This window comes from Pseudomonas sp. QD4 (assembly GCF_049199125.1).
GTDB lineage: Bacteria > Pseudomonadota > Gammaproteobacteria > Pseudomonadales > Pseudomonadaceae > Aquipseudomonas.
This window is the reverse complement of sequence record NZ_JBLZOM010000002.1, coordinates 660,036-685,507: the sequence shown is the minus strand read 5'-3', so window position 1 is coordinate 685,507 and position 25,472 is coordinate 660,036. Positions and strand designations below refer to the sequence as shown.

Sequence of the window (25,472 nt, the reverse complement as noted above, 5' to 3'; positions counted from 1 at the left end):
AGCCGGCGCAGGTGTCTGCGTCGGCGATAAAGCCGTACCTGTTCGAGGCGTTTCCCGTGATCGATTCCTACTATTTCCAGCAACTGGTGATCGGCCTGTCGCAAGGCATGACCTACGCGCTGGTCGCTATTGGCTTCACCCTGATCTTTGGTGTGCTGAACGCGGTGAACTTCGCTCATTCCGAGGTCTACACCATTGGCGCCGTGGCCGGGCTGTTCGTCATCGGTGCCTACGCCCCGCCCCTGGCCGGCGTGGTGCTGTTGGTGGCCGCGGTGGGCGCGGCGCTCGGGTTCGGCCTGGAGCGGCTGGCGTTCAAGCCGTTCCGGCGTTTTTCCGACGAGGCCTCGCTGAAGTCCAGGGCCATGCGCGAGTCGACGCTGATGTCGTCCCTGGCGCTGTCGATCATCGTGCGCGAGGGCCTGGAGCTGGTCATGGGCTCGCAGATGCAGCCCGTCCCCTTCAACTACATGCTCAATACGCCGATTGTCCTGGGCAGCATCACCATCGTCAGTGGCGATGTGGTGATCTTCGCGGTGTCGGCCAGCATGTTGATCGGCTTGCAACTGCTGCTGAAAAAGACCCGGATCGGCCTGTCGATCCGCGCGGTGTCCAATAACCCCCTGGGTGCCAAATACAGTGGGATCAATGTCGACCGCACCATCGTCTCGACCTTTGTCCTGGGTTCGTTGATGGGCGCGGTGGCCGGATTGCTGGTGGGGCTCTATTACGGTTCGGTGTTTCCTTCGATGGGTTTTGCCCCGGGCATCAAGGCATTCGTGGCGATGGTCATGGGCGGCCTGGTGTCGATCCCCGGCGCGGTGATCTGTGCGTTGATTCTCGGCGTTTCTGAAAGCATGGCCACCACCTTCATGCCCTCGGCGTGGGCGGACATGGTGCCGTACCTGTTCCTGATCCTGACCCTGATTTTCTTTCCCCGGGGCCTGTTCGGCGGAGGGCGCGAACGTGTCTGAGCGCTTTGTTCCCGCCGCCGTGATCGCCGCGCTGGTGGTGCTGGTATTCGTTGCCGTGCCCCTGGCTCTGCACGCTCACGGTGGCGGCTATTACTACCAGCTCGCCAGCCTGGCGTTGATCTTCATCCTGCTGGCCTCGTCCCTGCACCTGGTGTCGGGAGTGACCGGGCTGCTGCACCTTGGGCAAGCGGCGTTCTACGGGGTCGGCGCCTACCTGGCGGCGCTGGCCGGTGTGGCCTATCACGTGCCGTTCTGGTTGGCGCTGCCCCTGGCGGGCCTGGGCTCGGCGTTGATCGCCCTGCTGGTGGCGCTGCCCACCATGCGCCTGGTCAGTATCTATTTTGCGGTGGCGACCCTGGCCATCGGGCAGATGATCAACATCATCCTGATGAACTGGGTCCCGGTCACCGGGGGCCCGAACGGGGTCACGCTGTTTGCCCCCATGGACCTGTTTGGCTGGGAGATCACCGACAACACCGGCATCTATTACGTGGTGGCGGTGACGGTATCGCTATCGGTGTGGGCCATCTACCGCCTCAGTTACTCCTATTACGGCAACGCGCTGCGTGCCCTGCGCGAAGACGATCAATGCGCGGCGGCCATGGGCATCGATGCGGTGCGGCTCAAGACCCAGGTGTTCACGGTGGCGGCGTTCTTTGCCGGGATTGCCGGCGCGCTCTGGGCCTACACCACGGGCTATATCTCGCCAAACGATTTCAAATTCTCGGAAACCATCCTGATCCTGGCCATGGTGGTGGTGGGCGGCCTGGGTAGCCTGCCGGGGGCAATCATCGGCGCGCTGCTGCTGGTCCTGCTGCCGGAAGCGCTGCGCGGCTTTGGCGACTTGCGCAACATCATTGTCGGCAGCGTCATGTTCCTCTCCATCCTGTTCCTGCCCAAGGGCCTGTGCGGTGAAGTGCCGGCGATCAGCCTGGCGCGCGGACTGTTGGGCGGCGCCTGGAAAACCGATGCGGGCAAAAAGGTGGGCTGGAAATAATGCTCCTTGAATTCAACGGACTGACTCGCCGATTCGGCGGGCTTACCGCTATCGATAACGTCTCGGGGCATGTGGCCAAGGGCGAGTTGCTGGGGCTGATCGGCCCCAACGGGGCCGGCAAGACCACCCTGTTCAACCTGATCACCGGGTTCGTCCCGGTCAGTGCCGGCACGGTGCATTTCGCTGGCCGCGATGTGACCGGCAAGCCACCCCATGTGGTCGCTCGGCTCGGTTTGTCGCGCACGTTCCAGAACCTGCGGATCTTCCCCAACATGACCGTGTTCGACAATGTCTCGGTCGGCGCCACAGGGATGATCGGCCAGGGCCTGGTCGAAACCATTTTCGGCCGCGGCGAGCGTCGCCGACGGATCTCGGAGCAGAGCTGGCAGGCGTTGGAGTCGGTGGGGTTGCAGCACCTGGCGAACCAGCTGGCGGCCAATCTCTCCTACGGCCAGCGCAAGTACCTGGAAATTGCCCGGGCCCTGGCGATGCAGCCTGAGCTGTTGATCCTGGATGAGCCGGCAGCCGGGCTCAACGACACCGAAACCGCCGAGCTTGCGGCCTGTATCCAGCGCCTGCACGGCAGCGGGCTCAGCGTGATGCTGGTGGAACACGACATGAACCTGGTGATGTCGATCTGTCAGCGGATTCTGGTGCTCGCCTCCGGCAGAAAGATCGCCGATGGACCGCCGGCGGCCATCCGCTGCGACGCGGCGGTCCTGGAATCCTATCTGGGGACTGATTGGGAATGAACATCCTCGACATCCAGGGCTTGAAGATCAACCTGGGCACCCACGACATTCTGCACGGCATCAGCCTGGCCGTGCCCGAGCGCAGCATCATTGCCGTACTGGGGGCCAACGGGGCGGGCAAGACCACACTGATGCGCGCGATTTCCGGGATCTACCAGGCCAGCGCCGGCAAGATCCTGTTCGATGGGCAGGACATCAACCGCCTGCCCAGCCACAAACGGGTGCAGCAGGGGATTCTGCAGACGCCGGAAGGGCGGCAGATTTTCTCCAACATGACCGTGCGCGAAAACCTGTTGGTGGGCGGTGGGCCTTATGGCATGCGTGAGGCTGAATCGGTTCTGGATCTGTTTCCGGTGATCGGCGAGCGCTTTCACCAACTGGCCGGCTCGTTGTCCGGCGGCGAGCAGCAGATGCTGTGCATCGGCCGGGCATTGATGCGCCGGCCGCGGATTTTGCTGATGGACGAGCCCTCATTGGGGCTGGCACCTAAAGTGGTGGGGGAGATTTTTCGGTTGATCCAGCACATCCGCTCCACCGGCCTCACCGTGTTGCTGGTGGAACAGAATGCCAAGGCCGCGTTGCGGGTCGCCGACTATGCGGCGGTACTGGACGGCGGCCATATCACGCTTGAAGGACCGGCCGCGCAGATTGCCGCCGATCCACGCATTGTCGACGCTTACCTCGGAGGTCATTACCACCCATGACGCACACAACGTCCAACGCCCTGGCCACGAGCCGCCTGCGTGAAGAACTGGCCTACCTGAAATTGCCCAGTGCGGCCTGGACGGCGGCGGGCAAGGGCCCTGACGGACTCGACCTGCCCGATGTCGCGATTATCGGCGCGGGCATGTTTGGCATTGCCGCCGCCGTGGCCCTGATCCTCAAGGGCGTGCACAACATCCGCCTGTTCGACAGCCAGCCGCCGGGCCGCAGCGGGCCCTGGACCACCTATGCGCGGATGCCGACCCTGCGCTCGCCCAAAGACCTGCCGGGGCTGAGTTTCGGGATCCGCGCGCTGACCTTCCGCGCCTGGTACGAAGCGACCTACAGCGCCGAGGCCTGGGAGGCGCTGTACAAGATTCCCAATGCGGTGTGGCAGGACTACCTCGAATGGATCGCCGAGGCCTTTGACCTGCCGATTGAACACAACGCGGTGATCCGACGTTTTTCGGTGGGGCCGCAGACCGTCACCCTGCAGCACGAGGACGGGCGCAGCCTGATTGCCCGGCGCCTGGTGATCGCCACCGGGCGCTCGGGGACGGGGGGCGCGAGCCTGCCTGGATTTATCGATCCGGGGTTGTTTCCAACCCGCGCGGCCCACAGCTGCGACCCGATCGACTTTGCCGCCCTGGCCGGGCGTCGCGTGGCGGTGATCGGTGCCGGTTCCTCGGCCTGGGACAACGCCGCGACAGCGCTGGAGCACGGCGCGGCGCAGGTCACCCTGTATGCCCGGCGCAGTTATTTGCCGCAGATCAACAAGGCCCGGGGCTATATTTATCCGGGCTTTATCGAGGGCTGGCACGGGCTGGCCGCGCAGGAGAAGTGGGCGGTCTCGGCCTACCTCGACGACACGCCGCCGCCACCGCCCCATGAAACCGTGCTGCGAACCCTGGCGGCTGGGGGCGAGCGCTTTACCCTTAATTTCGACTCGCGGTTCGAGGCCGTGTCCGAGGTGGCCGGGCAGGTGCAACTGACCTTGGCCGAGCGCACCGATCACGCGGACTTCCTGATTGCCGGGACCGGCTTTCGCGTCGACCTGGCCCGTGAACCGCTGTTTGACCAGGTGGCCGGGCGCGTGGCCCTGTGGCGCGATCGCTTTGAACCGACTGCCGGTTCCGAACGGCCGCACCTGGGCCTGTTTCCGTGGTTGGGGGCGGGGTTTGAACTGCAAGAGCGCGGACTGGCCGACGGTGCTTCCGAACTGAACCGGGTGCACCTGCTCAACCACGCCGCGAGCCTGAGCTTTGGTTCGATTGCCTCGGATATCCCGGCGATTTCCGCCGCCGCCGAACGCCTTGCCCTGCACATTGTGGCCCAGCTTTTTCATGAGGGTTTCAGTGCGTATCAGCAACGGCTGGTGGATTGGGAAAATGAGTGGGAGCTGGAACCCACCCCTTATTTCCACCCCGCATCAGGCGCTCAAAAGGCGCTTTAAGCCTCAGGTTGCCAGGCGCCGGGCGATTCCTTGTCGCCCGTTGCGCCGGGCGTTCGGCAACCGATAACCAGCGGGAGCGCGGCTCGATTGCCTGCCCTGATCGCGCCCCGGCTCGCGGAAAAAACACCGCTGGGTCAATAACTCCGTGCCCCGACGGGCCATCCCCCCTAAAATACCCGCCACTTTTGAATCACCGCGCGTATCGCCCGAGGCACCGTCCCCCATGTCTGTCACTGCAACCTCCACCCGTCCGGCGCCGGATCACCATGCCCAGTTTCTGGCCTTGCTGGACACCAGCCTGGCGCAGAACGCCTTTATCAAACTGGTGCTGGCCAAGTACGTGGGCGACGAAGCGGATTTGCAGCGCATCATCATCAAGCAACTGACGGTCAAGGAGCAGCCGTGCCTGTCCTTCGTCTACCGCTACAAGACCCGGGACATCACCAAGAACTTCTCCCTGGAGGAGGGCGCGGCGTTGATTGGCGAGTGGCTGCCGGCTTCGTTCAAGAACGCGCACCTGCTGACCCTAACCGATGAAGTGCAGCTGGAATACAGCAAAAAGGGCAAGAGTTCGCTGTTCAAGGGCAAGCCCCAGCAGCAGCGTGAAGTGCCGTCGGCCGAGCACAACCGCGAGAAGAATCGCTTTCTCGACCTCAACCGGCCGTTTCTCGCTGATCTTGGGGTGACCAACAAGCAGCACGAGCTGATCCCGGCGATGTCGCGCAAGTGGAAGCAGATCAACAAGTTCATCGAAGTCTTCAGCCACGCCCTGGCCTCGTCGCCGATCAATCTCGCGCAGCCGGTGCGGGTGGCGGACTTCGGTTCCGGCAAGGGCTACCTGACCTTTGCCATCCACGATTACCTGCGCAACACCTTGCAGGCGCCGGGTGAAGTCACCGGGGTCGAGCTGCGTGAGGACATGGTCACCCTGTGCAACACCGCCGCCGCGCGCCTGGAGCATCCGGGGCTGGTGTTCAAGTGTGGCGACGTGCGCAGTGTGGCCCCCAGCGAGCTGGATGTGATGATCGCCCTGCATGCCTGCGATATCGCCACCGACTACGCGATCCACACCGGGATCCGCTCCGGCGCGGCGATCATCATGTGCTCGCCGTGCTGCCACAAACAGATCCGCCTGCAGATCCAGAGCCCGGCGCTGCTCAAACCGATGCTGCAATACGGCCTGCACCTGGGCCAGCAGGCAGAAATGGTCACCGACAGCCTGCGCGCACTGTTCCTTGAGGCCTGTGGTTATGAAACCAAAGTCTTCGAATTCATCTCCCTGGAACACACCAACAAAAACAAAATGATCCTCGCCGTCAAACGCGCCGAACCCGCAGATCCGGCCCAGTTGCTGCTGAAAATCGAAGAGCTCAAAGCCTTCTACCACATCAGCGAACACTGCCTGGAAACCCTGCTCAAGGCGGATGGGTACCTGTAACCCAACGCGGCGTCTATGTTGGCCAGCGCAACCTGGCGGCAGCAGCTACAGGATGGTGTGGGGTTACAGGGCCCGGGCTGGCGCGGGTTGGGCCGGGCGTACGCTGGTCTTGCGCCCGAGCATCACGGTCAGAATCACGCCCACTGCGAACACCCAGGTGATCGGTTCGATGTGCTCGCCAAAAAACAGCGCGGAAAAGGCGATGGTGAAAAATATCTGCAACAGCTGGATCTGACTGACCCGGGCAATGCCGCCCATGGCCAACCCGGCGTACCAGGCGAAGAAACCAAAGAACTGCGAAAACAGCGACACATAGCCAAAGGCCCACCAGGTGCGGCTGGAAATCGCCCCTTGATGCTGCATCGCGAGGTACCACACCGGGCCAATCAGCAGGGGCGTCGACAGCACCAGGGCCCAGCAGATCACCTGCCAGCCACCCATCTCCTTGGCCAGGCGGCCGCCCTCGGCATAACCCAGGCCGCCGACGGCAATCGCCCCCAGCATCAACACATCGCCGGCCTGAATGCTCCCGGCGCCGCTGATCAACGCATACCCCAGCACCAGCGCGCTGCCCAGGGCGGCGCAGGCCCAGAAGGCTTTCGACGGCCGCTCATGGGACAGCCACGCCGCATACAGCGCCACGCACAACGGTTGCAAGCCATTGACCAGTGCGCCGTGGGACGCGGGCAGAGTCTGCATGGCCCAGGCCGACAACACCGGAAAACCCAGAATCACCCCGAGGATCACCAAACTCAGGCCTTTGATCTGACGCCAGGTCGGCCACTTCTCCCGCTGCCACAGCAACAGCAACGCCGCCGGAATCGCCGCGACCAGCGCCCGCCCCAGGCCATTGAGCAGCGGGTGGATCTCCAGCACCACGATGCGGGTAAAGGGCAGGGTCAGGCTGAAAATGATGACACCCAGCAAGCCGAGGGCCATGCCGGTGTTTTCGCGGGAAGACATAAGGGCAACCAGATCAAGGGGAGGGCAGGGCGTATCTAGCCATAAAGCCGCAAATCGGCGCTGTTACAGCTGGGCACAGACTTGGAGGTACAGTTGGTGGGGCAGCGGCAAGCTACAAGCTTGAAACTTGCCGCTGCTCGTGTAGTACCCGCGTATTACCTGGGCCGGCAGATTAGGACTACCTTGAATATTCTTTCTGCCCACGTGTTTCTGTAAAAGGAGTCATCCCATGGCCGCTAAAAAGATCCTGATTCTGGTCGGCGATTACGTCGAAGACTACGAAGTGATGGTGCCGTTTCAGGCGCTACTGATGGTGGGGCATACCGTGCATGCCGTGTGTCCGGACAAAAACGCCGGCCAGACCGTACGCACCGCGATCCATGATTTCGAGGGCGACCAGACCTATAGCGAGAAGCCGGGTCACCTGTTTGCCTTGAACTTCGATTTTGCCAAGGTGCAGGCTGCCGATTACGACGCGCTGCTGATTCCTGGCGGACGGGCTCCGGAATACTTGCGGCTGAATGAAAAAGTTCTGCAACTGGTCAGGGAATTCGACCAGGCGGGCAAGCCCATCGCCGCGGTATGCCATGGCGCGCAACTGCTGGCGGCAGCCGGTGTGCTTGAAGGCCGGGAATGCAGCGCCTACCCGGCCTGCGCCCCGGAAGTGCGACTGGCGGGCGGTACGTACATCGATATTCCCGTGACCGAGGGCCACGTTCAGGGCAATCTGGTCACCGCCCCGGCCTGGCCGGCGCACCCAAGCTGGCTGGCGGGCTTCCTCGGCCTGCTGGGCACCCGAATCACCCTGTAACGGAGGGCCCTGCGCATGTGCGAGCTGTACGTCAAAGCCGATCCGATTCTCTATGAATCCCGTTCACGCTCGCTGCGCATCTGCGGCGTGGTCACCACCTTGCGCCTGGAAAACCAGTTCTGGGACATCCTCAGCGAAATCGCCGGGGAAGACGGCATGACCACCAACCAGTTGATCGCCAAGCTGTATGAAGAGGTCATGGACTACCGCGGTGAAGTCGTGAACTTCGCCTCCTTCCTGCGCGTCAGTTGCACCCGCTACCTCAGCCAGCGCCGCAGCGCCACGCCGGAACTCAGCGTGGTTCGGCGCAACGCCCTGTAGCCCTTGGCCTTGAGCTGACGGTGACGTCAGCCCCCGGCCAGCGCAGCCTGCGGCAGCGGCTACAAGGCGGCGTCAATCGCGGGTACGGGCACCATCGAGCAATGCTTCCACCACCGCTCGGGCCATCTCCACCGAGTGCACCATGGACCAGATCAGCCCGCGCTCGATGCCGCTGGCGCGCTCGGTGATTTCATCGGACACCTCTTCGGCGCATTTCAGCAGCAGCGCGACGTGCATCAGCGCGTCTTCGGCATTGACCCCGGGTTGCACGGCGAACAGCGCATGACCCTGGGCATCGCGCAGGCCAAAGGGGCGAGGCCGGGTGTTTTTCAGGGATTGGAGCAGGTGGGCGTTGGCGCGATCCAAGTCTGGGTCACGGCGTTGCTGGTGGGGTGGATCGGGGACGAGCTTTTTCATGAGATTGGTTCCTTTAGCATTTAAGGAGAACCGCCAGATCTCACTTCCACATGAGAGGGTGGCAGCCATGCGCAGGTGTGGAAGACCGGAGCTAAAGGATCCCGGCGCACCCGAAGGTGCCCTACGCACAGCCGCCATAAATCGAGGTCACCAGCACCGAGTCGGTAGAGGTGTTCGAATGAAACGGCTGCACGTCTTTAGCTCCAGACTTCCACATCCGGGCCGCTGTTTTTGCAGCGACGGCTGAAGACTGCCTGAGGCCAGAAGAGGGTACAAGCCGCTCAAAGGCGTTTTGGATTCTCTAGGAAATACCCTACAAAACAAAGCGAAACCTCTTCACAGCTCAGCGGTATATGGCCCTGGCACCTATGGCGAGGGAGCTTCCCCTTACTGCCAACGCACTCCGTCTCCGGCCCAGGAGAGTTTCAGATTTTCCTTATATCCCCGCCCTCGACCTCAGCCCTAGATTCCCTCAGCCATGGAAGGTCCTGCACACCTGCATAGGCTCAGATCTCTAAAACCCAAGGACTCAGTGACAGGGAGTTACTGATGGTCAGCCGATGCCGGTTCTCCCTCTCGATCCGACTAGCCTGCCACTGTCCGAGTAGCGGCCCGGCCCCAGGAGTGCATCTAGATGCTTGTCAGCTTCCCCTTCCTGCGCAACGCCGATCTTCAAGAGACAGATACGATCGACGATGGCACCTTCAATCTGGGCGAGAAAAGCGGCAAAGGGGCCTTTCCCGTCAGCCACCAGTTCGGCTGGCATGGCGGCGTGCACCTGGTAGCCCCAGGCGCACCGAGCGATCCCGAGCCCGTCCGCGCCATCGCCGATGGTGAGGTCGTGTTTGCCCGTCACAGCGACCCGATGCCGCTCAACAGCGCCAGCGCCGAGGTCCAGGTTGCCCACCCACTGCTGTACTACACCGGCTGGACCAGCAATGGCGTCATGCTCATCAAGCACCAAACCGAGATCGGCGAAGGGGTGAGCGTGACCTTCTATTCCATCTACCAGCACCTGCACACCGTGGCCAACAAACCGGGCACCGAAACGCCGCTGAAAAAAGGCGACAAGGTTTATCGCAAAGACTCGATCGGCAAGGCCGGGGCCGTCTACGGAAAACCCAATCGTATCCACTTCGAGATCGTCGCCGACCAGCGCAACGTGGAAGCCCTCATGGGCCGCAGTGCCGGTCCACTGACCGCCCCGCAAGGCCGGCGCACCAGCGTATGGGGCGATATGCATATCGTGCTGCCCGCCAACACGGTGCTCTACGCCCAGGACCCTCGTACCGAGAGCAAGGCTTATGTGGTGCGCACCAGTCACCCGGGCTCAGGGGGCATCAACGACAGCCTCAATTCGGTCGCGCAACGCTTCCACACCACGCCTGAGCACATCCGCCGGCTCAACGGCACAGCCGCCCAAGCGGCCAACTGGTGGTTAACGGTGGCGGCGGCAACCACGGTCGCCCAGCGCACTATTCGCGTACCAGCCCAGTACGGCGCCGCAGCGAACGCACCGCCCGCGGACCTGTCCCTGGAAGATTGGCGTCACTGGCACGCCACCCGCAGTGGTCGGACACCGGCTGATCTCATCATCAGCCTGAGCGAAGTGCGAGGAACCATCCTCCTCACTACCCGCGACCGCGAGGGTGCCGTGATCGGCCGCTGTACGGAACCCGAGGGTGGCTACAACCTGTATAAAACCGCGGTCAAACACTACCCCGGCTGCCCCAGCGCCGGTTATGAAATGCTGCGCTTCGGACGCATCCTCGGTCCCGATGCACCTGCCGCAACGGACATGCAAGGCGGGCGTCTGCCCCATGTGCGCAAGATCGTCACCCCGGGCGGCGTGCAAGCGTTCGTCGACCTCAACCCGGCAGGGGTCAAGGTGTACAGCGACGCCGATTTCCCCGACTGGCTCGGCTGGACCTTTATCGACGACGACACCGATGGCAACAGTCGCTGCGACTCGAAACAGTTACTGGACCTGATCGAGCCCATGGCGCCCACCCCCAACCCCGCGCCGAGCTTGCCGGGAGTGCTGGGCGAAGCCGTGCATGCCGCCGCCAAGGCGTTGGACACGGCCCTGCACTACAAAGACCGCCTCGCCCGAGCCTACGCCAAGATCCACAACGCCAGCATGCGCAAGCGCCTGAGCTACAGCGTGGCCAAACTCCCTACCGAGTGGTCGCGCGACGACTTCGACCAGCGCTGGGGCTGGATCAAAGGCGACGATCCAAACGACGTTCCGGCCAACGTGCTGCTCAGCCTGTGCCTGTCACCTGAGGCCTACGACAAGCTCAAGCGCCACCATGGAGCGCTGGCGTTTTGGGAGGACGCGGTGAAAGAGGGGCTGGCCTTGGGCAAGGTGCATTATCACTTTCATCCGTTGCGGTTTATTGAGGTGTTCAAGCGGTGTGGGTGGTTGAGCCAATTGGAGACGGTACAACTGCTGCCCGCTAAAGGTATCGGCCTAACATACGACCGAGCGATAACCCTCATCCGTAATGGCCAATCTACTGAACAGCATTTACTGCCTCCACGTATGTGGGTGGTACTGAATCTGGTCAGAAGGAAATACTATCTTCTATCCGCGCTGCGGACGGCACATTTCTGGGGACAGATCGCGCAAGAAACGGACGGTCTTCAGACAGTCCGCGAATATGCGAGTGGTGCCGCGTACGAAGGTCGAGCAGATCTCGGAAATACGCAACCTGGAGACGGCGTTCGGTTCCGAGGGAGAGGAGTCATCCAGGTAACAGGGCGTGTGAACTACGATCGATATGAGAAATATCGCAATGCCACTTACACCAACGAGCCAAATCAGCTCCTCCTGCAGTCAGATGCGTACGTTGCAGTCGACGCATCCGGCTTCTATTGGGCAGCTGAAGCCACACGAGATAGATATGCCAACCCTCCGGGCAGCTTGAAACCCTATAGATGGGTATTAGATGGCAAGACAAATATAAACACCCGGGCCGACAGCTCGATATTTCAGGTGCTCACTGATGAACAGACGGTGTCAGCAGACGTTTTAAATGTAACGCGCCAAGTTAACAGGGCTGCGTTGCACCTGGATCGACGCATCAGATATTTCAAGTACGCTTACAAAATGCTCAGTGATGATGTGACTACCAATCTTCCAGATGGGAACTTAAAACCATGAGTAAGGTATTAATGTTTTTCTTTCTCTCTGTGGTCTCGATTTTTTCCACCGCTTCGGAGGGCGGTGCACATAAATCATCATTCGATATTTTGCAGAAACACTATTATGACTTGCTATCGGCATGCGGCTTCTCCTTCAGTTCAGCACGTACGTTTGTTTATGACGAGAAAATATGTGGATTTATATATCAAGATAAAACACACAGTCCCTTCTTCTACGGATCAGTGTCATCCAATAAAGAGTATTTGACTGAGAAAAAACTTGTAGGGGCAATTCGATTGTCTGAAGAGTCTCCGATGTCGACGCGAACCGATTACTACGATGCTCAGAGAGATGTCACGCAGCATCAAGTAAGATCTCAGAAGCTTCTTGGGCTCACAGAAGGGAAGAGAGATATTGTCATCGTTTCCGAGCTTGAAGTTACTTATGATAAGCCAGATAAAAGCGGGCAAATATTAACGCCGGTCAAAGAGATATACGAATGTTGGGATGGCGTACTTTACGGCAAAACTACCGCAATTTCTCTAGCTCTATGCAGTCTTGGTTCGGCCAGGAATAGTGGGTTTGCATCACAAAAAAGCTGGCAAGCCGAGGTCATCAAAAGCCTTTCTGTTGAGTGATGAATTTATAGGGTTTATCAATATTTATTTTCGAGTTTTATTATGTTGATTTGCTGTGGCTGGTATATTGATTTTCACCGTTTTTTCATGCCCGCAGCCAACAATGGTCAGGGCTACATCTCACCTGTTACTAACATGTATTCTTCCGATGCTTGAGTTGCTTGATCAAACTGTCCGTTCAAGTTACCCGTACCCGCCCGTAGCTCAACGACTTGGACGAGCGTTATCGCGCCCATGCCTACACGCAAGCGCTGTTACTTGATCAAAGTATCTTTCCCGCTGCCACGGTGTGCGGCGTGTGAATGGCAAGAAGCCGCCATCGCTCTACTTTGGTTTCCGACCAGGCGCAGCCACTAAGGTATGTCCGATGGAGTTTAAGGAGTACCGTGAACTATTTGCAGAAGATATTCGCGATATTCAGATACGGAAGTTAGGCTCACTTAATTCGTACTATTACACTGAAGCCTATATTCAACTTACACCGGTGTCGCCCCGCCTCGACCACGCATCCTCAGCCTATGTATGGGCGATGAAAACCATACGCTAATCACCAGAAATGGCGGTATCCGGCTCGGCGCCGACCCTCGCGAAATCTGGCAAGCCCGAAACAAACCGGTTCTTCCCACTTCAGAGGAGGCTTTACCGGAGGTCCTCGACATTATTCGCTCCATCCACTTTTTACCGGCAGGCAGCGAGTGAAAGGCGAGGCTGCGCTGGCCCTTCGAAACACCGCATTCCTTCCGGATTACCACGGCGTCTGTTCGGACCAGCGCCCACACGCGGCCCGAGCCTGACGGCAGCGGCTACAGATTGGTGACAACCCCGTTATCAGGGCGGGCTAGGGCTTAGCTGATTTTGCTGAGAAAGGCCGGCAGTTCCTGTTCGGGGACGACCGACAGGACTTTCAGGCGTTGCAGCATGCGTTGGCGGGCGCGTTGCAGGTGTTCCTTGAGGTTGAGGGCGGCGGCGTCGAAGGCGCCGTGCAGCAGCAGTTCGAGGATCAGGCGGTGTTCGGCGAGCATCGCCGGGTCGGCGCCGATGCCCAGCAGGCGGTAGAAAATCCGACTGATGATCATCGGGCTCTGGGCCTGGCGGATCAGGGTTGCCATTTTGCGATTCTGCAGGCCGGCGAGGCAGTGCTGGTGCAGGTCTTCTTCGATGCGTTCCAGTTGTTGCAGGCTGCAATGCTCGACCTGTTGTGCCTGGGTGATGCGTTCCAGCATGGCTTCCAAGACGTCGCGGCTCAGCCCCGGGGCGCTCTGGCGCAGGGCTTCGGGTTCGAGGCAGGCGCGCAGTTCGTAGTCTTCGGTGACTTCGCGAGCGGTCAGCGGCCCGGCCAGCCATTGCGAGTAGGGTTCCTTTTCCACCAGCCCGCGATCGCGCAGGCGCATCAAGGCCTCGCGCACCACCGCGCGGCTGACGCCGTAGTGCTCGGCGGCGGCCTGTTCGTCGAGGCGGTAATGGCCGAAGGCGATGCAGGTCGACAGCGCGCTGCCGATTTCCTCGTAGATCCGTTCCCCCAGGGGCCGGGTGTCCACCAGCTCTTCGCCGCTGTCCAGGCCGAGGTGGGTATGGCTCAAGGGCAGGCGCAATGGCTCGATGGCCAGGCCTTCGGGGTTGATCAGGTAGCCGCGGCCATCGAAGCGGCTGATCAGGCCTTCGTCGTGCAGCAGGTTCAGGGCCTTGCGCACCGGCACGCGGCTGGTGCCGAACAGTTCCGCCAGCGGCGCCTCCAGCAACACCAGGCCCTGCAAGGCGGTTCCCTGGATGATCGCGTCACGTAATACCTGACGGATCATCGCGTAGCGCGATGCGGTGCGTGGATCCTCGGCGGGTGCTGCTTTCATCGGTTCCTCTGGGGGCTGTGCGGCGATGGCCGGGGATTCTCTCACAGTTGGCCAGTGTCACTGCGCGCCACGTTTTTGTGCCCCGTCCTGGGGCTTGGAGAGGGGGAATGTTACTTTTCTGCACTAAAATGTACTTTTTAGTAAAAGGTACATTATTTCAATAACGAGTCTTTTGCCGAATCGATTTTCCGTCCGTCGGCATCCCGTCCTCCTTATTCATCCTCTCTACACCGGTCCTGTTGCCCCATTCGGCATGATTCGACAGACCCTGCCTGCCCAAGGCGAACTCCAGATGGCACGGAACCTGCTCTGTATAAAACGTACATTTTAATAATTAGTACATTTTATCTGGATTTGGAGTACCCGCCATGACCCCTTCACCGCTGTTGGACGCCACTGCGCTGGCCGCCGAGTTTGCCCAGCGTCGCAACGACCCGGTGCAGGTGCTGGAACAGGCGCTGCAGCAGGCCGAACGTACGCCCCACGTCTTTATTGCCTTGAGCCCGGCGCGGGCGCGGCGGGAAGCCGAAGCCGCTGCCGCGCGCTGGCGTGATGGGCAACCCCTGAGCGCCCTGGATGGCGTGCCACTGGCCTGGAAAGATTTGTTCGACCTCGCCGGCAGTCGCACCACGGCGGCCGCGGCGGTGCGCCGCGAAATCGCCCCGGCCCTGCTGGATGCCCACAGCGTGGCTCAGCTCAGCCGCGCCGGCCTGGTCAGCCTGGGCAAGACCAACCTCAGTGAGTTCGCCTATTCCGGGCTTGGCCTGAACCCGCACTTCGGCACGCCGCTCAACCCCCATAGCGATGCCCAGCCGCGGGTGCCTGGCGGTTCGTCGTCGGGCTCGGCGGTGGCGGTGGCGGCCGGAATCGTGCCGCTGGCCATGGGCACCGACACTGCCGGTTCGATTCGCATCCCGGCGGCGTTCAATGGCCTGGTTGGGTTTCGCAGCAGTTGCCGGCGCTACAGCCGCGATGGGGTCTTCCCCCTGGCCCGCAGCCTCGACAGCCTTGGTCCGTTGACCCGCAGCGTGCGTGACGCCTGGCTGCTCGATGAACTGCTGCGCGGCCATGATCCACGCCAGTCGCCACCGGTGCGCAGCCTGGCCGGGCAACGGGTGTGGGTTGAGCAAACAGTGCTGGAAGATGCCCGCGTCGAGCCCGCAGTGCGGGCCAATCTGCTGGCGGCGGTTGAACGCCTGCGCAGTGCCGGAGCGCTGCTGGAAGTGCGCCCGCTGCCGGCGTTCCAGGCCAGCCTGCAACTGATCGCCGACCACGGCTGGCTGGGCGCGGCCGAAGCCTTTGCCCTGCATCAGAGCCTGCTCGACAGCCCCGAAGCCGAGCACCTCGACCCCCGCGTACGGCGGCGCCTGGAGGCCGCGCGTGCGATGCCGGCCAGCCAGTTGCTCAAGCTGTACCAGGCGCGCCGGGTGTTGCAGCAACAGTTGCAGGCCGAGCTCGACGGCGCGCTGCTGCTGACCCCGACTGTGGCCCATGTTGCGCCGCCCCTGGCGCCGCTTGAGGCCGACGACTCACTGTTTGCCCAGACCAACCTCGCCACCCTGCGCCTGACCATGCCCGGCAGCCTGCTGGATATGCCCGGCGTCAGCCTGCCCAGCGGCTGCGATGCCCAGGGCCTGCCCACTGGCGTGCTGCTCAGCCTGCCCCAGGGCGAGGACGCGCGCCTGCTGCGCGCTGCGTTGTCGGTGGAGGCAGCGCTGCTCGATTCCTGAAATTCCCTTTGCCCTTTCCAACAACACGCAACGATTGGAGGCCGCTCATGGCTAAAGAAATTCTCTGTGCATTTGGTGTCGACGTGGACGCGGTGGCCGGCTGGCTCGGTTCCTACGGCGGTGAAGATTCCCCGGACGATATCTCCCGTGGCCTGTTCGCCGGCGAGATCGGCGCGCCACGCCTGCTCAAGCTGTTCGAGCGCTACGGCCTGCGTACCACCTGGTTTATTCCCGGGCACTCGATGGAAACCTTCCCCGAGCAAATGAAGGCCGTGGCGGACGCCGGCCATGAAATCGGCGTGCACGGCTACAGCCATGAAAACCCGATTGCGATGACCGCCGAGCAGGAAGAAATCGTCCTCGACAAGTCCATCGAGCTGATCACCCAGGTCACCGGCAAACGCCCCACCGGCTACGTCGCGCCCTGGTGGGAATTCAGCAAGGTGACCAACGAACTGCTGCTGAAAAAGGGCATCAAGTACGACCACAGCCTGATGCATAACGACTTCCATCCGTACTACGTGCGGGTCGGCGACAGCTGGACCAAGATCGACTACAGCCAGCACCCCGACACCTGGATGAAGCCCCTGGTGCGCGGCCAGGAAACCGAGCTGGTGGAGATCCCGGCCAACTGGTACCTCGATGACCTGCCGCCGATGATGTTTATCAAGAAATCGCCCAACAGCCACGGCTTCGTCAACCCGCGTCACCTCGAAGAAATGTGGCGCGACCAGTTCGACTGGGTCTACCGCGAGCACGAACACGCGGTGTTCACCATGACCATCCACCCCGACGTTTCCGGCCGCCCGCAAGTGCTGCTGATGCTCGAACGCCTGATCGAACACATCCAGAGCCATGCCGGCGTGCGCTTCGTCACCTTCGACGAGATCGCCGACGACTTTATCCGCCGTAACCCCCGTAACCGCTGATCACAGCAACTTACTTGAGGCGCGATCCATGTCTATCTACAACAAGCTCGACCTGACTGGCTGGAAACCCCAGCAGTTGACCCCGGCCCAAGTGCGCTTTGCCACCTGGATCGCGTTTTTCGCCTGGGTGTTTGCGGTGTACGACTTCATTCTGTTTGGCACCTTGCTCCCGGAAATCGGCCGGCATTTTGGCTGGGGCGAGGTCGAGCAGGCCGAGATCGCTACCTGGGTCGCGGTCGGCACCGCGGTGGTGGCCCTGGCCATCGGCCCGCTGGTGGACAAACTGGGGCGGCGCACCGGGATTATCTTCACCGTCGCCGGCTCGGCCCTGTGCTCGGCCTTGACCGCCATCGGCGGTGCCTGGGGCAAGTCGCCGCTGATCCTGATCCGTTCCCTGGGCGGCCTGGGGTATGCCGAGGAGACGGTCAACGCCACCTACCTCAGCGAGCTTTACGCCGCCTCGGATGACCCGAAGCTGGCCAAGCGCCGGGGCTTTATCTACAGCCTGGTGCAGGGCGGCTGGCCGGTCGGGGCCTTGATCGCTGCCGGGTTGACCGCGGTGCTGCTGCCGATCATTGGCTGGCAGGGCTGCTTTATCTTCGCCGCGATCCCGGCCATCGTCATCGCGCTCATGGCGCGCAAGCTCAAGGAGAGCCCGCAGTTCCAGATTCACCAACGCATCACCCAGTTGCGTAAAAGCGGCGCGGTCAGCGAAGCGCAAGCGGTGGCCAGCACCTACGGCGTGGACTACGACGAACACAGCAAGGCCGGCCTCAAGGCGGCATTTCGCGGCACCTCGCGCCGCGCGACCCTGGTGATCGGCGCGGCGATCCTGCTCAACTGGGCGGCGATCCAGGTGTTCAGCGTGCTCGGCACTTCGGTGATCGTCAGCGTGCATCACCTCTCGTTCGAGAACTCGCTGATCATCCTCGTGCTGTCGAACCTGGTGGGGTACTGCGGCTACCTGAGTCACGGCTGGATGGGCGACAAGATCGGCCGGCGCAACGTTATCGGCCTGGGCTGGATGCTCGGCGGCCTGTCGTTCGCCGGCATGCTCTACGGCCCGAGCAACATGCCGACGGTGGTCGGGCTGTACAGCCTGGGCCTGTTCTTCCTGATCGGCCCTTACTCGGCGGCGCTGTTCTTCATCAGTGAAAGCTTCCCCACCAGCATCCGCGCCACCGGCGGCGCGATCATTCACGCCATGGGCCCGATCGGCGCGGTGGTGGCGGGCTTTGGCGCGACTCAGGTGCTGTCGGCCGGTGGCGACTGGCAGACCTCGGCCCTGTACTTCGGCGCACTGCCTTGCTTCCTCTCGGGGGCGCTGATGTTCGCTGCACGCCATGTGCGTCCTGAAACCGTGAAATAAGGAAAAAGACTCCCATGACTCAGAAAGTCGCATTGATCACCGGTGCCGCCAGCGGCATCGGTCAGGCCCTGGCAGTGGCGTATGCCCAGCGTGGGGTGGCGGTGGTCGGCGGGTATTTCCCGGCCGATCCCCATGACCCGCAGATCACCCGGAACCTGGTTGAGGAGGCCGGCGGCCAGTGCCTGATGCTGCCCCTGGATGTTACTGACAGCCAGTCGGTGGACGAGTTGGCCGAGCAGGCGGTGCAGACCTTTGGCCGCCTGGATTACGCGGTGGCCAACGCCGGCCTGCTGCGCCGCGCGCCGTTGCTGGAGATGACCGATCAGGCCTGGAACGCCATGCTCGACGTCGACCTGACCGGGGTCATGCGCACCTTTCGCGCAGCGGTACGGCACATGGGCGAGGGTGGCGCGCTGGTGGCGATCTCGTCGATTGCCGGCGGCGTATATGGCTGGCAGGACCACGCTCATTACGCGGCGGCCAAGGCCGGTGTGCCGGGCTTGTGCCGTTCGCTGGCGGTGGAACTGGCAGGGCGCGGCATCCGCTGCAACGCGGTGATCCCGGGGCTGATCGAAACCCCGCAGTCCCTGGACAGGCAAAACTCCCTGGGCCCGGAAGGCCTGGCCAAAGCCGCCAAGGCCATCCCCCTGGGGCGGGTCGGGCGCGCCGATGAAGTGGCGTCGCTGGTGCGCTTCCTCACCAGTGACGAAGCCAGCTACCTGACCGGGCAAAGCATCATCATCGACGGCGGCCTGACCGTGCGCTGGCCTGATTGACCGACCACCCGACATCTACCTGTAGCCGCTGCCACCAGGCTGCGCTGGCCATAACGAACGCCATAGGAGTGTCGGTTAAATAAGGGGTGTTTTTTCAGGCCCGCTCAGCCTCGCGGCAGCGGTCACAGAATTTTTGCTACAGGAGTTTCCCATGTCTCAACTGTCCAATCGCCGCGCCGTGATCACCGGGGCCGGCAGTGGTATCGGGGCGGCCATCGCCCGGGCTTATGCGGTGGCCGGTGCGCGGTTGGTGCTGGCTGATCGCGACCCCGCCCGCCTGGCCGAAAGCGCCCGGGCCTGCCGCGACCTGGGGGCGCAGGTGTTCGAATGCGTGGCCGATGTCGGCAGCGTCGAAGGCGCCCAGGCCGGGGTCGATGCCTGTGTCGCGCAGTTTGGCGGCATCGATATCCTGGTGAACAACGCCGGCATGCTGACCCAGGCCCGCTGCGTCGACCTCAGCATCGAGATGTGGAACGACATGCTGCGGGTCGACCTCACCAGCGTCTTCGTCGCCAGCCAACGCGCCTTGCCGCATATGCTGGCGCAAGGTTGGGGGCGGATCATCAACGTCGCCTCGCAACTGGGGATCAAGGGCGGCGCCGAGCTGACTCACTACGCCGCGGCCAAGGCCGGGGTGATCGGCTTTACCAAGTCCCTGGCCCTGGAAGTGGCCAAGGACAATGTGCTGGTCAACGCCATTGCCCCGGGGCCGATCGAGACACCGCTGGTGGCCGGCATCAGCAGCGCCTGGAAAGCCGCCAAGGCCGCCGAGCTGCCCCTTGGGCGTTTCGGCCTGGCCGATGAAGTGGCGCCGGTCGCGGTGCTGCTGGCCAGCGAGCCGGGGGGCAACCTGTTTGTCGGCCAGACCCTGGGCCCGAACTCCGGCGACGTCATGCCCTGAAGGAGGCCTGAACATGTGTGGTTTGTGCGGTTTGTTGGGCGAGGACGTGCACTGGAGCGACCCCCTGGGCGGTGAACTGCCCCGGCGCCGCGAACGCTTGCGGCGGATCGCCGCGATCAACCGGGTACTGGCGCCCTGGCGGCTCAAGGTCGAGGACTTCCAGGGCTCGGCCTACCTGCTGCTCGGCGCCACCGGACGCCAGGAACTGGCCAGCGGCCTGGAGCAGCTCTGGGGCCAGGCCGAAGCCATGCTCGGCCGCCCGCTGGATCCCTTGGATCCCGGCCTGTTACAGCACCTGGAGCACGGCCGATGAGCATCGCCCTGAACGTGATCACCGGCTTTCTCGGCAGCGGCAAGACCACCTTGCTCAACCGCCTGTTGCAGGGCGAAAGCCTGGGCGACACGGCGCTGCTGATCAACGAATTCGGCGACGTCGGCATCGACCATCTGCTGGTGGAGGAGGTCGCGCCCGACACCGTGCTGCTGCCCAGCGGCTGCATCTGCTGCTCGATTCGCGGCGAGCTCAAGGACGCGTTGCTCGGCCTCCTGGCGCGCCGCAATCGCGGCGAGATCCCGGCCTTTCGCCGGGTGATTCTGGAGACCACCGGCCTGGCCGATCCGGCGCCGATCCTCGCCACCTTGAACAACGACCCGCAGCTGCGCGGGCGCTTTCATATCGGCCTGGTGGTGACCCTGGTGGACGCCAGTCATGCCCAGTTGCAAGAACGGATTCACCCGGAATGGCTGGCCCAGGTGGCAGCAGCCGATCGTCTGCTGCTGAGCAAGACCGACTGCACCGAACCCGCGTTGGTGGCGCGGTTGCGCGAGCGGTTGCAGGTACTGAACCCCGGCGCACCGATGCTCGACAGCCATGCCGTGCACAGCGGCGAGCAACTGTTGCTGGGCGAGGGCGTGCGCAGCGCACAGCCTGAAGTCGAGGTCGCGCGCTGGCAGTTGCAACGCGCGCAGCCTGTAACTGCGCAGCATGGCGCGGCGCAGGTGTGCTGCCTGGAGTTCGAGCAGCCCCTGGATTGGGTCGGCTTCGGGGTCTGGCTGTCGATGCTGCTAAGATGCCACGGCGAACGTATTCTGCGCGTCAAAGGATTGCTCAACGTGAACGCCAGCCAAGCCCCTATCGTCATCCATGGTGTGCAGCATTGCCTGCACGCTCCCGTGCACCTTGCCCGTTGGCCCGGCAGCGATCGGCATTCGCGGCTGGTGTTTATTCTGCGTGGGCTGGACCCGGCCCAGCTGCGCCGTTCCTTCGAGGTGTTTGCCCGCAGTTTTGCCCCGGCCCCCGGGGAGCCTGCCTGATGAGTGGCACGCAACCGATCACGTTACGGGTCCTGGGCACCTCGGTGACCTTGCTGGAATCGCTGCGGGTCCGCGCCGAGCAGGACCTGGGCATCCGTCTGGTGTACCAGGTGCACGACGTCGAGCAGGCGCAGCGCATCGCGGTGATGCAGCCCGACAGCTACGACCTCTATGACCAGTGGTTTCACAACGTCGACTTTGTCTGGCCGGCGCGGGCGATCCAGCCGATCGATACCCGGCGCATTGCCCTGTGGCATGAAATCAACGATCTGCCCAAGCGCGGACGGCTGTCGGCCAGCGATCGCCTGGGCAGTGGCAGCGTGCCCAGCGAGCGGCTGTTCGTGCAGCACGACGGCAGCCTCGGCAGTGCGGTCAGCGAGCGCATCAGCATGTTGCCGCTGACCCACAATGCCGACAGTTTTGCCTACCGCCCGGAGCGCTTGCCGGCCGGTTTGAGTTGCGCCAATGAGAGCTGGGGCTGGTTGCTCGACCCGGCCTGGAGCGGGCGAATCGCCCTGCAAAGCGACGCGGCGATTGGTGCGCTGGACGCGGCCCTGGCGATTCAGGGCAGTGGGTTGGCGTCGTTCAAGGACATCGGCAACCTGAGCATCGAGGAGATCGACAGCCTGGCGCAGATCCTTGTGCGCAAGCAGCGCGAGGGGCATTTTGCGGCGTTCTGGTCGGACGATGAAGAAGCCGCGCAATTGATGCTCAGCCCGTGCATCGATATCCAGAGCCTGTGGTCACCGACCCTGATGCGCCTGCATCGGGCCGGGGTCAAATACCGCCTGGCGGTGCCGCGCGAAGGGTACCGCGCGTGGTTTGGCGGGTTGTCGTTGTCGCGCCATGCCCAGGGTCCGGTGTTGGATGCGGCCTACGCCTACCTCAATTGGTGGTTGTCGGGCTGGCCCGGCGCGGTAATGGCGCGCCAGGGTTATTACATCGGCAACCCGGCTCGCAGCCGCGACCACCTGAGCAGTGCCGAATGGGATTACTGGTACGCCGGCAAGCCGGCCCGCGAGCAGTTGCCGGGCAGCGATGGCGAGCCCTTGATCGAAATCGGCGAGACCCGCGACGGCGGCTCCTACGAGCAGCGCATGGGGCATATCGCGGTGTGGAATTCGGTGATGGATGAGCACAATTATCTGGTGCGCCGCTGGGGCGATTTCCTGCGCGCCGGGAGCAAAAGCGCAGGTCGCGGGAAGGGTTGACCCTCTTTCCCTAAACCCCGCGCACCCGCATCTGTAGCCGCTGCCGAAGGCTCGGGCCACGTTCGGACGTTGGCCCTTGAAGACGCCGTTGGTTTCCTGAAACGCCACGGCGTCCGTGATGGCTACAGCGGTTCAGAAGAACCTTGTCACGCTGACCTTGGCGTTGCGGCCCAGGCTGGTGGCGTTTTCGCCGCTTAGCGGCGGGCGGTAGTCGCGGTTGAACATGTTATCCAGGGTGAAGTTGACCTCGGTGCCCTTGAGGTACGCCTGCTGCGGTTTCCAGCTGGCGAACAGGCCCTGCACGTTGAAGCGATCATTCTCGTACTGGTCCCAGCTGCTGTCGCCCAGGACACTGGCCGGGCCCTTGGCGTACTTGTCGCTCGGCACGCGGTCGGTCTGGCGCATCCACATCCCCTGCCAGCCCACTTGCGCATCCCACTGCGGGATTTTAAAGCCCAGGGTCGCCACCCATTTGCTCGGCGGAATATCCCGCGCCCAGACATTCGGCCCCCACGGGTTGGTGTAGGCGCCCTCGTGCTTGCCGGTGATCCAGGAATACGACAGCGAACCGAACACATAGGTCGAGTCGTAGAAGCTTTCGATATCAATGCCCTTGATGGTCAGGTCGCCGATGTTGCGGTACACCGAGATCGGCGAGCCGCTGCACACCTGGCTGATGCTCTGGCCGTTGATCAATTGCTCCGGGCAACCGATCCCGAGGTTTTTCATGATCTCGTCTTTGATGGTGTTGTGATAAAGCGTGGTGCGGATTTGCGCCGCATCGGAGTCGGTGAGGATCTTCGAGAAGCTGGTGACGTTACCTGCACGCAGGGCGGTGATCCGCTCCGGGTCGAGGTTGCGGCTGGTGGCCGAGCGGGTCGAGCTTGGGGACTGGACTTCATACTGTTCGTCGATCACCGGCGCGCGCCAGGTCTTGCTGTAGTCGGCGAACAGGGCAACCTCCGGGGTCACCGTCCAGAAGGCCGACAGGCGCGGCGACCAGCCGGTGTAGGTCTTGTCGCTGTAGTCGTGACCGGCCTTGGGATCTGGGCTGTTGTACAGCGGCGCGTCGTTTTTCTCGCCGCGGTTGCGCACATAGTCGTAGCGCAGGGACGGGGTCAGGGTGAAGTTGCCCAGGCTCACCGCGTCCTGGATGTAGAAGGCGTTGTTGTCGACCTTGCCATGGGGCATGAAGCCCGGCTGGTAATGGCCGTAGTTGTACTGGGCCACCTCGTAGGTTTTGCCGGGCATCCACATGTCGACTTCGCGGGTGTGCTTGCGGATCTGCACGCCGTTGGTCAATGCATGTTGCAGCGGGCCGGTTTCGAAGCGGCTGACGTTCTTCAGCTCGAGGATCTTGTCTTCATAACCCACGGTGATCTTGCGTCCGCCCGAGGTCGGCTGATAGAAGGCGGTCGGGCCGCGCTCGTCGGTCTGCTCGGTCTTGGAGTTGGAATACTTGAGCTCCAGGTCGATCCACGGGTTGTCCAGCGGGGTGTATTCGTACTTGGTCTGCCAGGTGGTATCGACCGTGTTGCGCTGGGCCAGGTAACGCTTGGTGGCACCGTCATAACCGAAGCGATTGATGTCGGACTGGCTTGGCGGCGACGGGTAACTCTTGGCCGAAAACGGCGCGAAGATATCGCTGTCGGAGCGCATGTAGGTAAAGCCCAGGCGGTGCTCGTCGGTCAGCTGCATATTGAGTTTGTACAGCTCGCCCTCCAGGTCCTGGGCGGTGTTGGGCAGGCGCTTGGGGTTGACCGGATAGACGTTGCGCGGGTCGGGCTGGGCGCTGGCCATTTTCATGTCGTCGCCGTCGCGCTTGGTCCAGTAGGCCAGCACGTCGAACCGACGGTCCTCGGTGCGGCCATACACAGCCGAGGTGTAGGCCTGTTCATGGCTGTTGCTGCTGTAGCCGTACTTGACCATGGCCCCGACATCGCGGCCTTCCTGCAACAGGTCCGGAGCGTCCTTGGTTTCCATGCGGATGGTGCCGCCAAAGCCGCCGTTGCCGGTCTGGGGCGAGTGCGGGCCTTTTTCCACTTCGACGCGCTTGATCATTTCCGGCTCGATGAAGATCGAACCCTGCTGATAACGCTCGAAGCCGCTCTTGGTCGCACCGTCGACGCTCATCGGGACGTCTTCGGCATCCCCCAGGCCCCAGATGTTGACGGTCTGGCCGCCGGGCTTGAGCGAGCCGCCGAGAGTCACGCCGGGCAGGGTGTTGATCAGGCTCGGGATGTTGTTGGCCAGATGGCGGTCCATTTCTTCCTGGTTCAGGGTCGAGCGGCCGACGGTGGCCGCATCCACTTCCTGGCCATTGCCGATCACGCTCATGGCCCCCAACTGCAACGCCGAACCGCTGGTGCTGCTGTCGTTTTCAGCGGGGCGCACGACGTAGGTGTTGTCGACCTTGACCAGGCTGAAGGTACTGTTCTTGAGCAGCGCGCCAATCGCCGCCTCGGGGCTGTAGTCGCCGTTGAGGGCTGGGGCCTTGATGTTGCGCAGCAGCTCTTCGTCGAACAGCAACTGGATCTTCGCCTGTTGCGCGATCTGGCTCAGCGAGCTGGCCAGTGCCTGTGCCGGCAGCTGGAAATGGATCGACTCGGCCTGGGCCTGGAGGCTGAACGCCATGCAGACCGCCAGCAGAGTTGGACGGGAACAAACGAACTGAAGATGCTGATGCACGCGAAACATGACTTCCCCCCGGTATGGCAACAAAGGCCAAAAGCACCGCAATGACGGCGCAGACGGGAAGAAGACGCGGCGCTGGAAAAAAACCTC

Annotated in this window: 22 protein-coding genes; 18 read left to right on the top strand and 4 right to left on the bottom strand. The window is 62.6% G+C overall.

Features of this window, described 5'->3' with window-relative positions; genetic code table 11:
- Positions 1–11 precede the first annotated feature (11 nt).
- The 6 genes from ACOZJV_RS14085 (at position 12) to ACOZJV_RS14060 (ending at position 6,313) form a co-directional block, all read left to right on the top strand.
- A complete protein-coding gene (locus tag ACOZJV_RS14085; protein WP_078470208.1) occupies positions 12–971 on the top strand; it encodes a branched-chain amino acid ABC transporter permease in 960 nt (319 codons plus the stop codon).
- On the top strand, positions 964–1,968 hold the full coding sequence (locus ACOZJV_RS14080) for an ABC transporter permease subunit (RefSeq protein ID WP_201129788.1): 1,005 nt from the start codon (positions 964–966) through the stop codon (positions 1,966–1,968). The genes ACOZJV_RS14085 and ACOZJV_RS14080 overlap by 8 nt, the downstream gene beginning before the upstream one ends.
- Positions 1,968–2,720 carry an ABC transporter ATP-binding protein gene (locus ACOZJV_RS14075; RefSeq protein ID WP_078470210.1) on the top strand — a complete coding sequence of 251 codons (753 nt, stop codon included), beginning with the start codon at positions 1,968–1,970 and terminating at the stop codon, positions 2,718–2,720. The genes ACOZJV_RS14080 and ACOZJV_RS14075 overlap by 1 nt, the downstream gene beginning before the upstream one ends.
- The gene (locus ACOZJV_RS14070) at positions 2,717–3,424 is read left to right on the top strand and encodes an ABC transporter ATP-binding protein (RefSeq protein WP_078470211.1); all 708 of its coding nucleotides are present in this window, start codon (positions 2,717–2,719) and stop codon (positions 3,422–3,424) included. The genes ACOZJV_RS14075 and ACOZJV_RS14070 overlap by 4 nt, the downstream gene beginning before the upstream one ends.
- The gene (locus ACOZJV_RS14065) at positions 3,421–4,875 is read left to right on the top strand and encodes an NAD(P)-binding domain-containing protein (protein ID WP_421547893.1); all 1,455 of its coding nucleotides are present in this window, start codon (positions 3,421–3,423) and stop codon (positions 4,873–4,875) included. The genes ACOZJV_RS14070 and ACOZJV_RS14065 overlap by 4 nt, the downstream gene beginning before the upstream one ends.
- Positions 4,876–5,098: 223 nt before the next feature.
- Entirely contained in the window at positions 5,099–6,313 is a 1,215-nt protein-coding gene (locus ACOZJV_RS14060) for a class I SAM-dependent methyltransferase (protein ID WP_421547892.1), read from the top strand.
- Between the two features lie 63 nt (positions 6,314–6,376).
- Here ACOZJV_RS14060 and ACOZJV_RS14055 read toward each other — a convergent pair whose 3' ends face one another.
- Positions 6,377–7,276: a DMT family transporter gene (locus ACOZJV_RS14055; protein ID WP_078470214.1), complete on the bottom strand. Its 900-nt coding sequence runs from the start codon at positions 7,274–7,276 to the stop codon at positions 6,377–6,379.
- 229 nt (positions 7,277–7,505) lie between these two features.
- Between ACOZJV_RS14055 and ACOZJV_RS14050 the strand changes: the two genes are divergently transcribed.
- A complete protein-coding gene (locus ACOZJV_RS14050) occupies positions 7,506–8,087 on the top strand; it encodes a DJ-1/PfpI family protein (RefSeq protein ID WP_078470215.1) in 582 nt (193 codons plus the stop codon).
- Positions 8,088–8,102: 15 nt separating this feature from the next.
- A complete protein-coding gene (locus ACOZJV_RS14045; protein ID WP_020299022.1) occupies positions 8,103–8,408 on the top strand; it encodes a ribbon-helix-helix domain-containing protein in 306 nt (101 codons plus the stop codon).
- Positions 8,409–8,480: 72 nt separating this feature from the next.
- Here the strand turns inward: ACOZJV_RS14045 and ACOZJV_RS14040 are convergent, their stop codons facing one another.
- A complete protein-coding gene (locus ACOZJV_RS14040) occupies positions 8,481–8,825 on the bottom strand; it encodes a DUF6124 family protein (protein ID WP_078470216.1) in 345 nt (114 codons plus the stop codon).
- A gap of 634 nt (positions 8,826–9,459) precedes the next feature.
- On the opposite strand from ACOZJV_RS14040, the gene ACOZJV_RS14035 reads away from it, so the two are divergent.
- Complete coding sequence (locus tag ACOZJV_RS14035) at positions 9,460–11,991, top strand: hypothetical protein (protein WP_421547891.1); 2,532 nt, start codon at positions 9,460–9,462, stop codon at positions 11,989–11,991.
- Positions 11,988–12,611, top strand: a complete 624-nt coding sequence (locus ACOZJV_RS14030; protein ID WP_421547890.1) for a hypothetical protein — start codon at positions 11,988–11,990, stop codon at positions 12,609–12,611. Before ACOZJV_RS14035 ends, ACOZJV_RS14030 begins: the two co-directional genes overlap by 4 nt.
- An 845-nt stretch (positions 12,612–13,456) precedes the next feature.
- Here the strand turns inward: ACOZJV_RS14030 and ACOZJV_RS14025 are convergent.
- On the bottom strand, positions 13,457–14,458 hold the full coding sequence (locus ACOZJV_RS14025; protein WP_078473118.1) for a GntR family transcriptional regulator: 1,002 nt from the start codon (positions 14,456–14,458) through the stop codon (positions 13,457–13,459).
- A gap of 368 nt (positions 14,459–14,826) precedes the next feature.
- Here ACOZJV_RS14025 and ACOZJV_RS14020 point away from each other — a divergent pair, with 368 nt between their 5' ends.
- From ACOZJV_RS14020 to ACOZJV_RS13985, 8 genes are all read left to right on the top strand, one after another.
- Positions 14,827–16,188, top strand: a complete 1,362-nt coding sequence (locus tag ACOZJV_RS14020; protein WP_421547889.1) for an amidase — start codon at positions 14,827–14,829, stop codon at positions 16,186–16,188.
- 47 nt (positions 16,189–16,235) lie between these two features.
- A complete protein-coding gene (locus ACOZJV_RS14015; RefSeq protein WP_078473120.1) occupies positions 16,236–17,117 on the top strand; it encodes a polysaccharide deacetylase family protein in 882 nt (293 codons plus the stop codon).
- 28 nt (positions 17,118–17,145) lie between these two features.
- Positions 17,146–18,486: an MFS transporter gene (locus ACOZJV_RS14010; RefSeq protein ID WP_201129802.1), complete on the top strand. Its 1,341-nt coding sequence runs from the start codon at positions 17,146–17,148 to the stop codon at positions 18,484–18,486.
- A 14-nt stretch (positions 18,487–18,500) separates the two neighbouring features.
- A complete protein-coding gene (locus ACOZJV_RS14005) occupies positions 18,501–19,262 on the top strand; it encodes an SDR family NAD(P)-dependent oxidoreductase (protein ID WP_421547888.1) in 762 nt (253 codons plus the stop codon).
- Positions 19,263–19,413: 151 nt separating this feature from the next.
- Positions 19,414–20,163: an SDR family NAD(P)-dependent oxidoreductase gene (locus ACOZJV_RS14000; RefSeq protein WP_421547887.1), complete on the top strand. Its 750-nt coding sequence runs from the start codon at positions 19,414–19,416 to the stop codon at positions 20,161–20,163.
- A gap of 13 nt (positions 20,164–20,176) precedes the next feature.
- Positions 20,177–20,476, top strand: a complete 300-nt coding sequence (locus ACOZJV_RS13995; RefSeq protein ID WP_020297472.1) for a hypothetical protein — start codon at positions 20,177–20,179, stop codon at positions 20,474–20,476.
- A complete protein-coding gene (locus tag ACOZJV_RS13990; protein ID WP_421547886.1) occupies positions 20,473–21,477 on the top strand; it encodes a CobW family GTP-binding protein in 1,005 nt (334 codons plus the stop codon). Before ACOZJV_RS13995 ends, ACOZJV_RS13990 begins: the two co-directional genes overlap by 4 nt.
- Positions 21,477–22,688 (top strand): ABC transporter substrate-binding protein, encoded by a 1,212-nt coding sequence (locus ACOZJV_RS13985; protein ID WP_201129808.1) that lies wholly within the window; start codon positions 21,477–21,479, stop codon positions 22,686–22,688. Before ACOZJV_RS13990 ends, ACOZJV_RS13985 begins: the two co-directional genes overlap by 1 nt.
- A gap of 132 nt (positions 22,689–22,820) precedes the next feature.
- Here the strand turns inward: ACOZJV_RS13985 and ACOZJV_RS13980 are convergent, their stop codons facing one another.
- Complete coding sequence (locus ACOZJV_RS13980; protein WP_421547885.1) at positions 22,821–25,385, bottom strand: TonB-dependent hemoglobin/transferrin/lactoferrin family receptor; 2,565 nt, start codon at positions 25,383–25,385, stop codon at positions 22,821–22,823.
- Between the last annotated feature and the right edge of the window lie 87 nt (positions 25,386–25,472).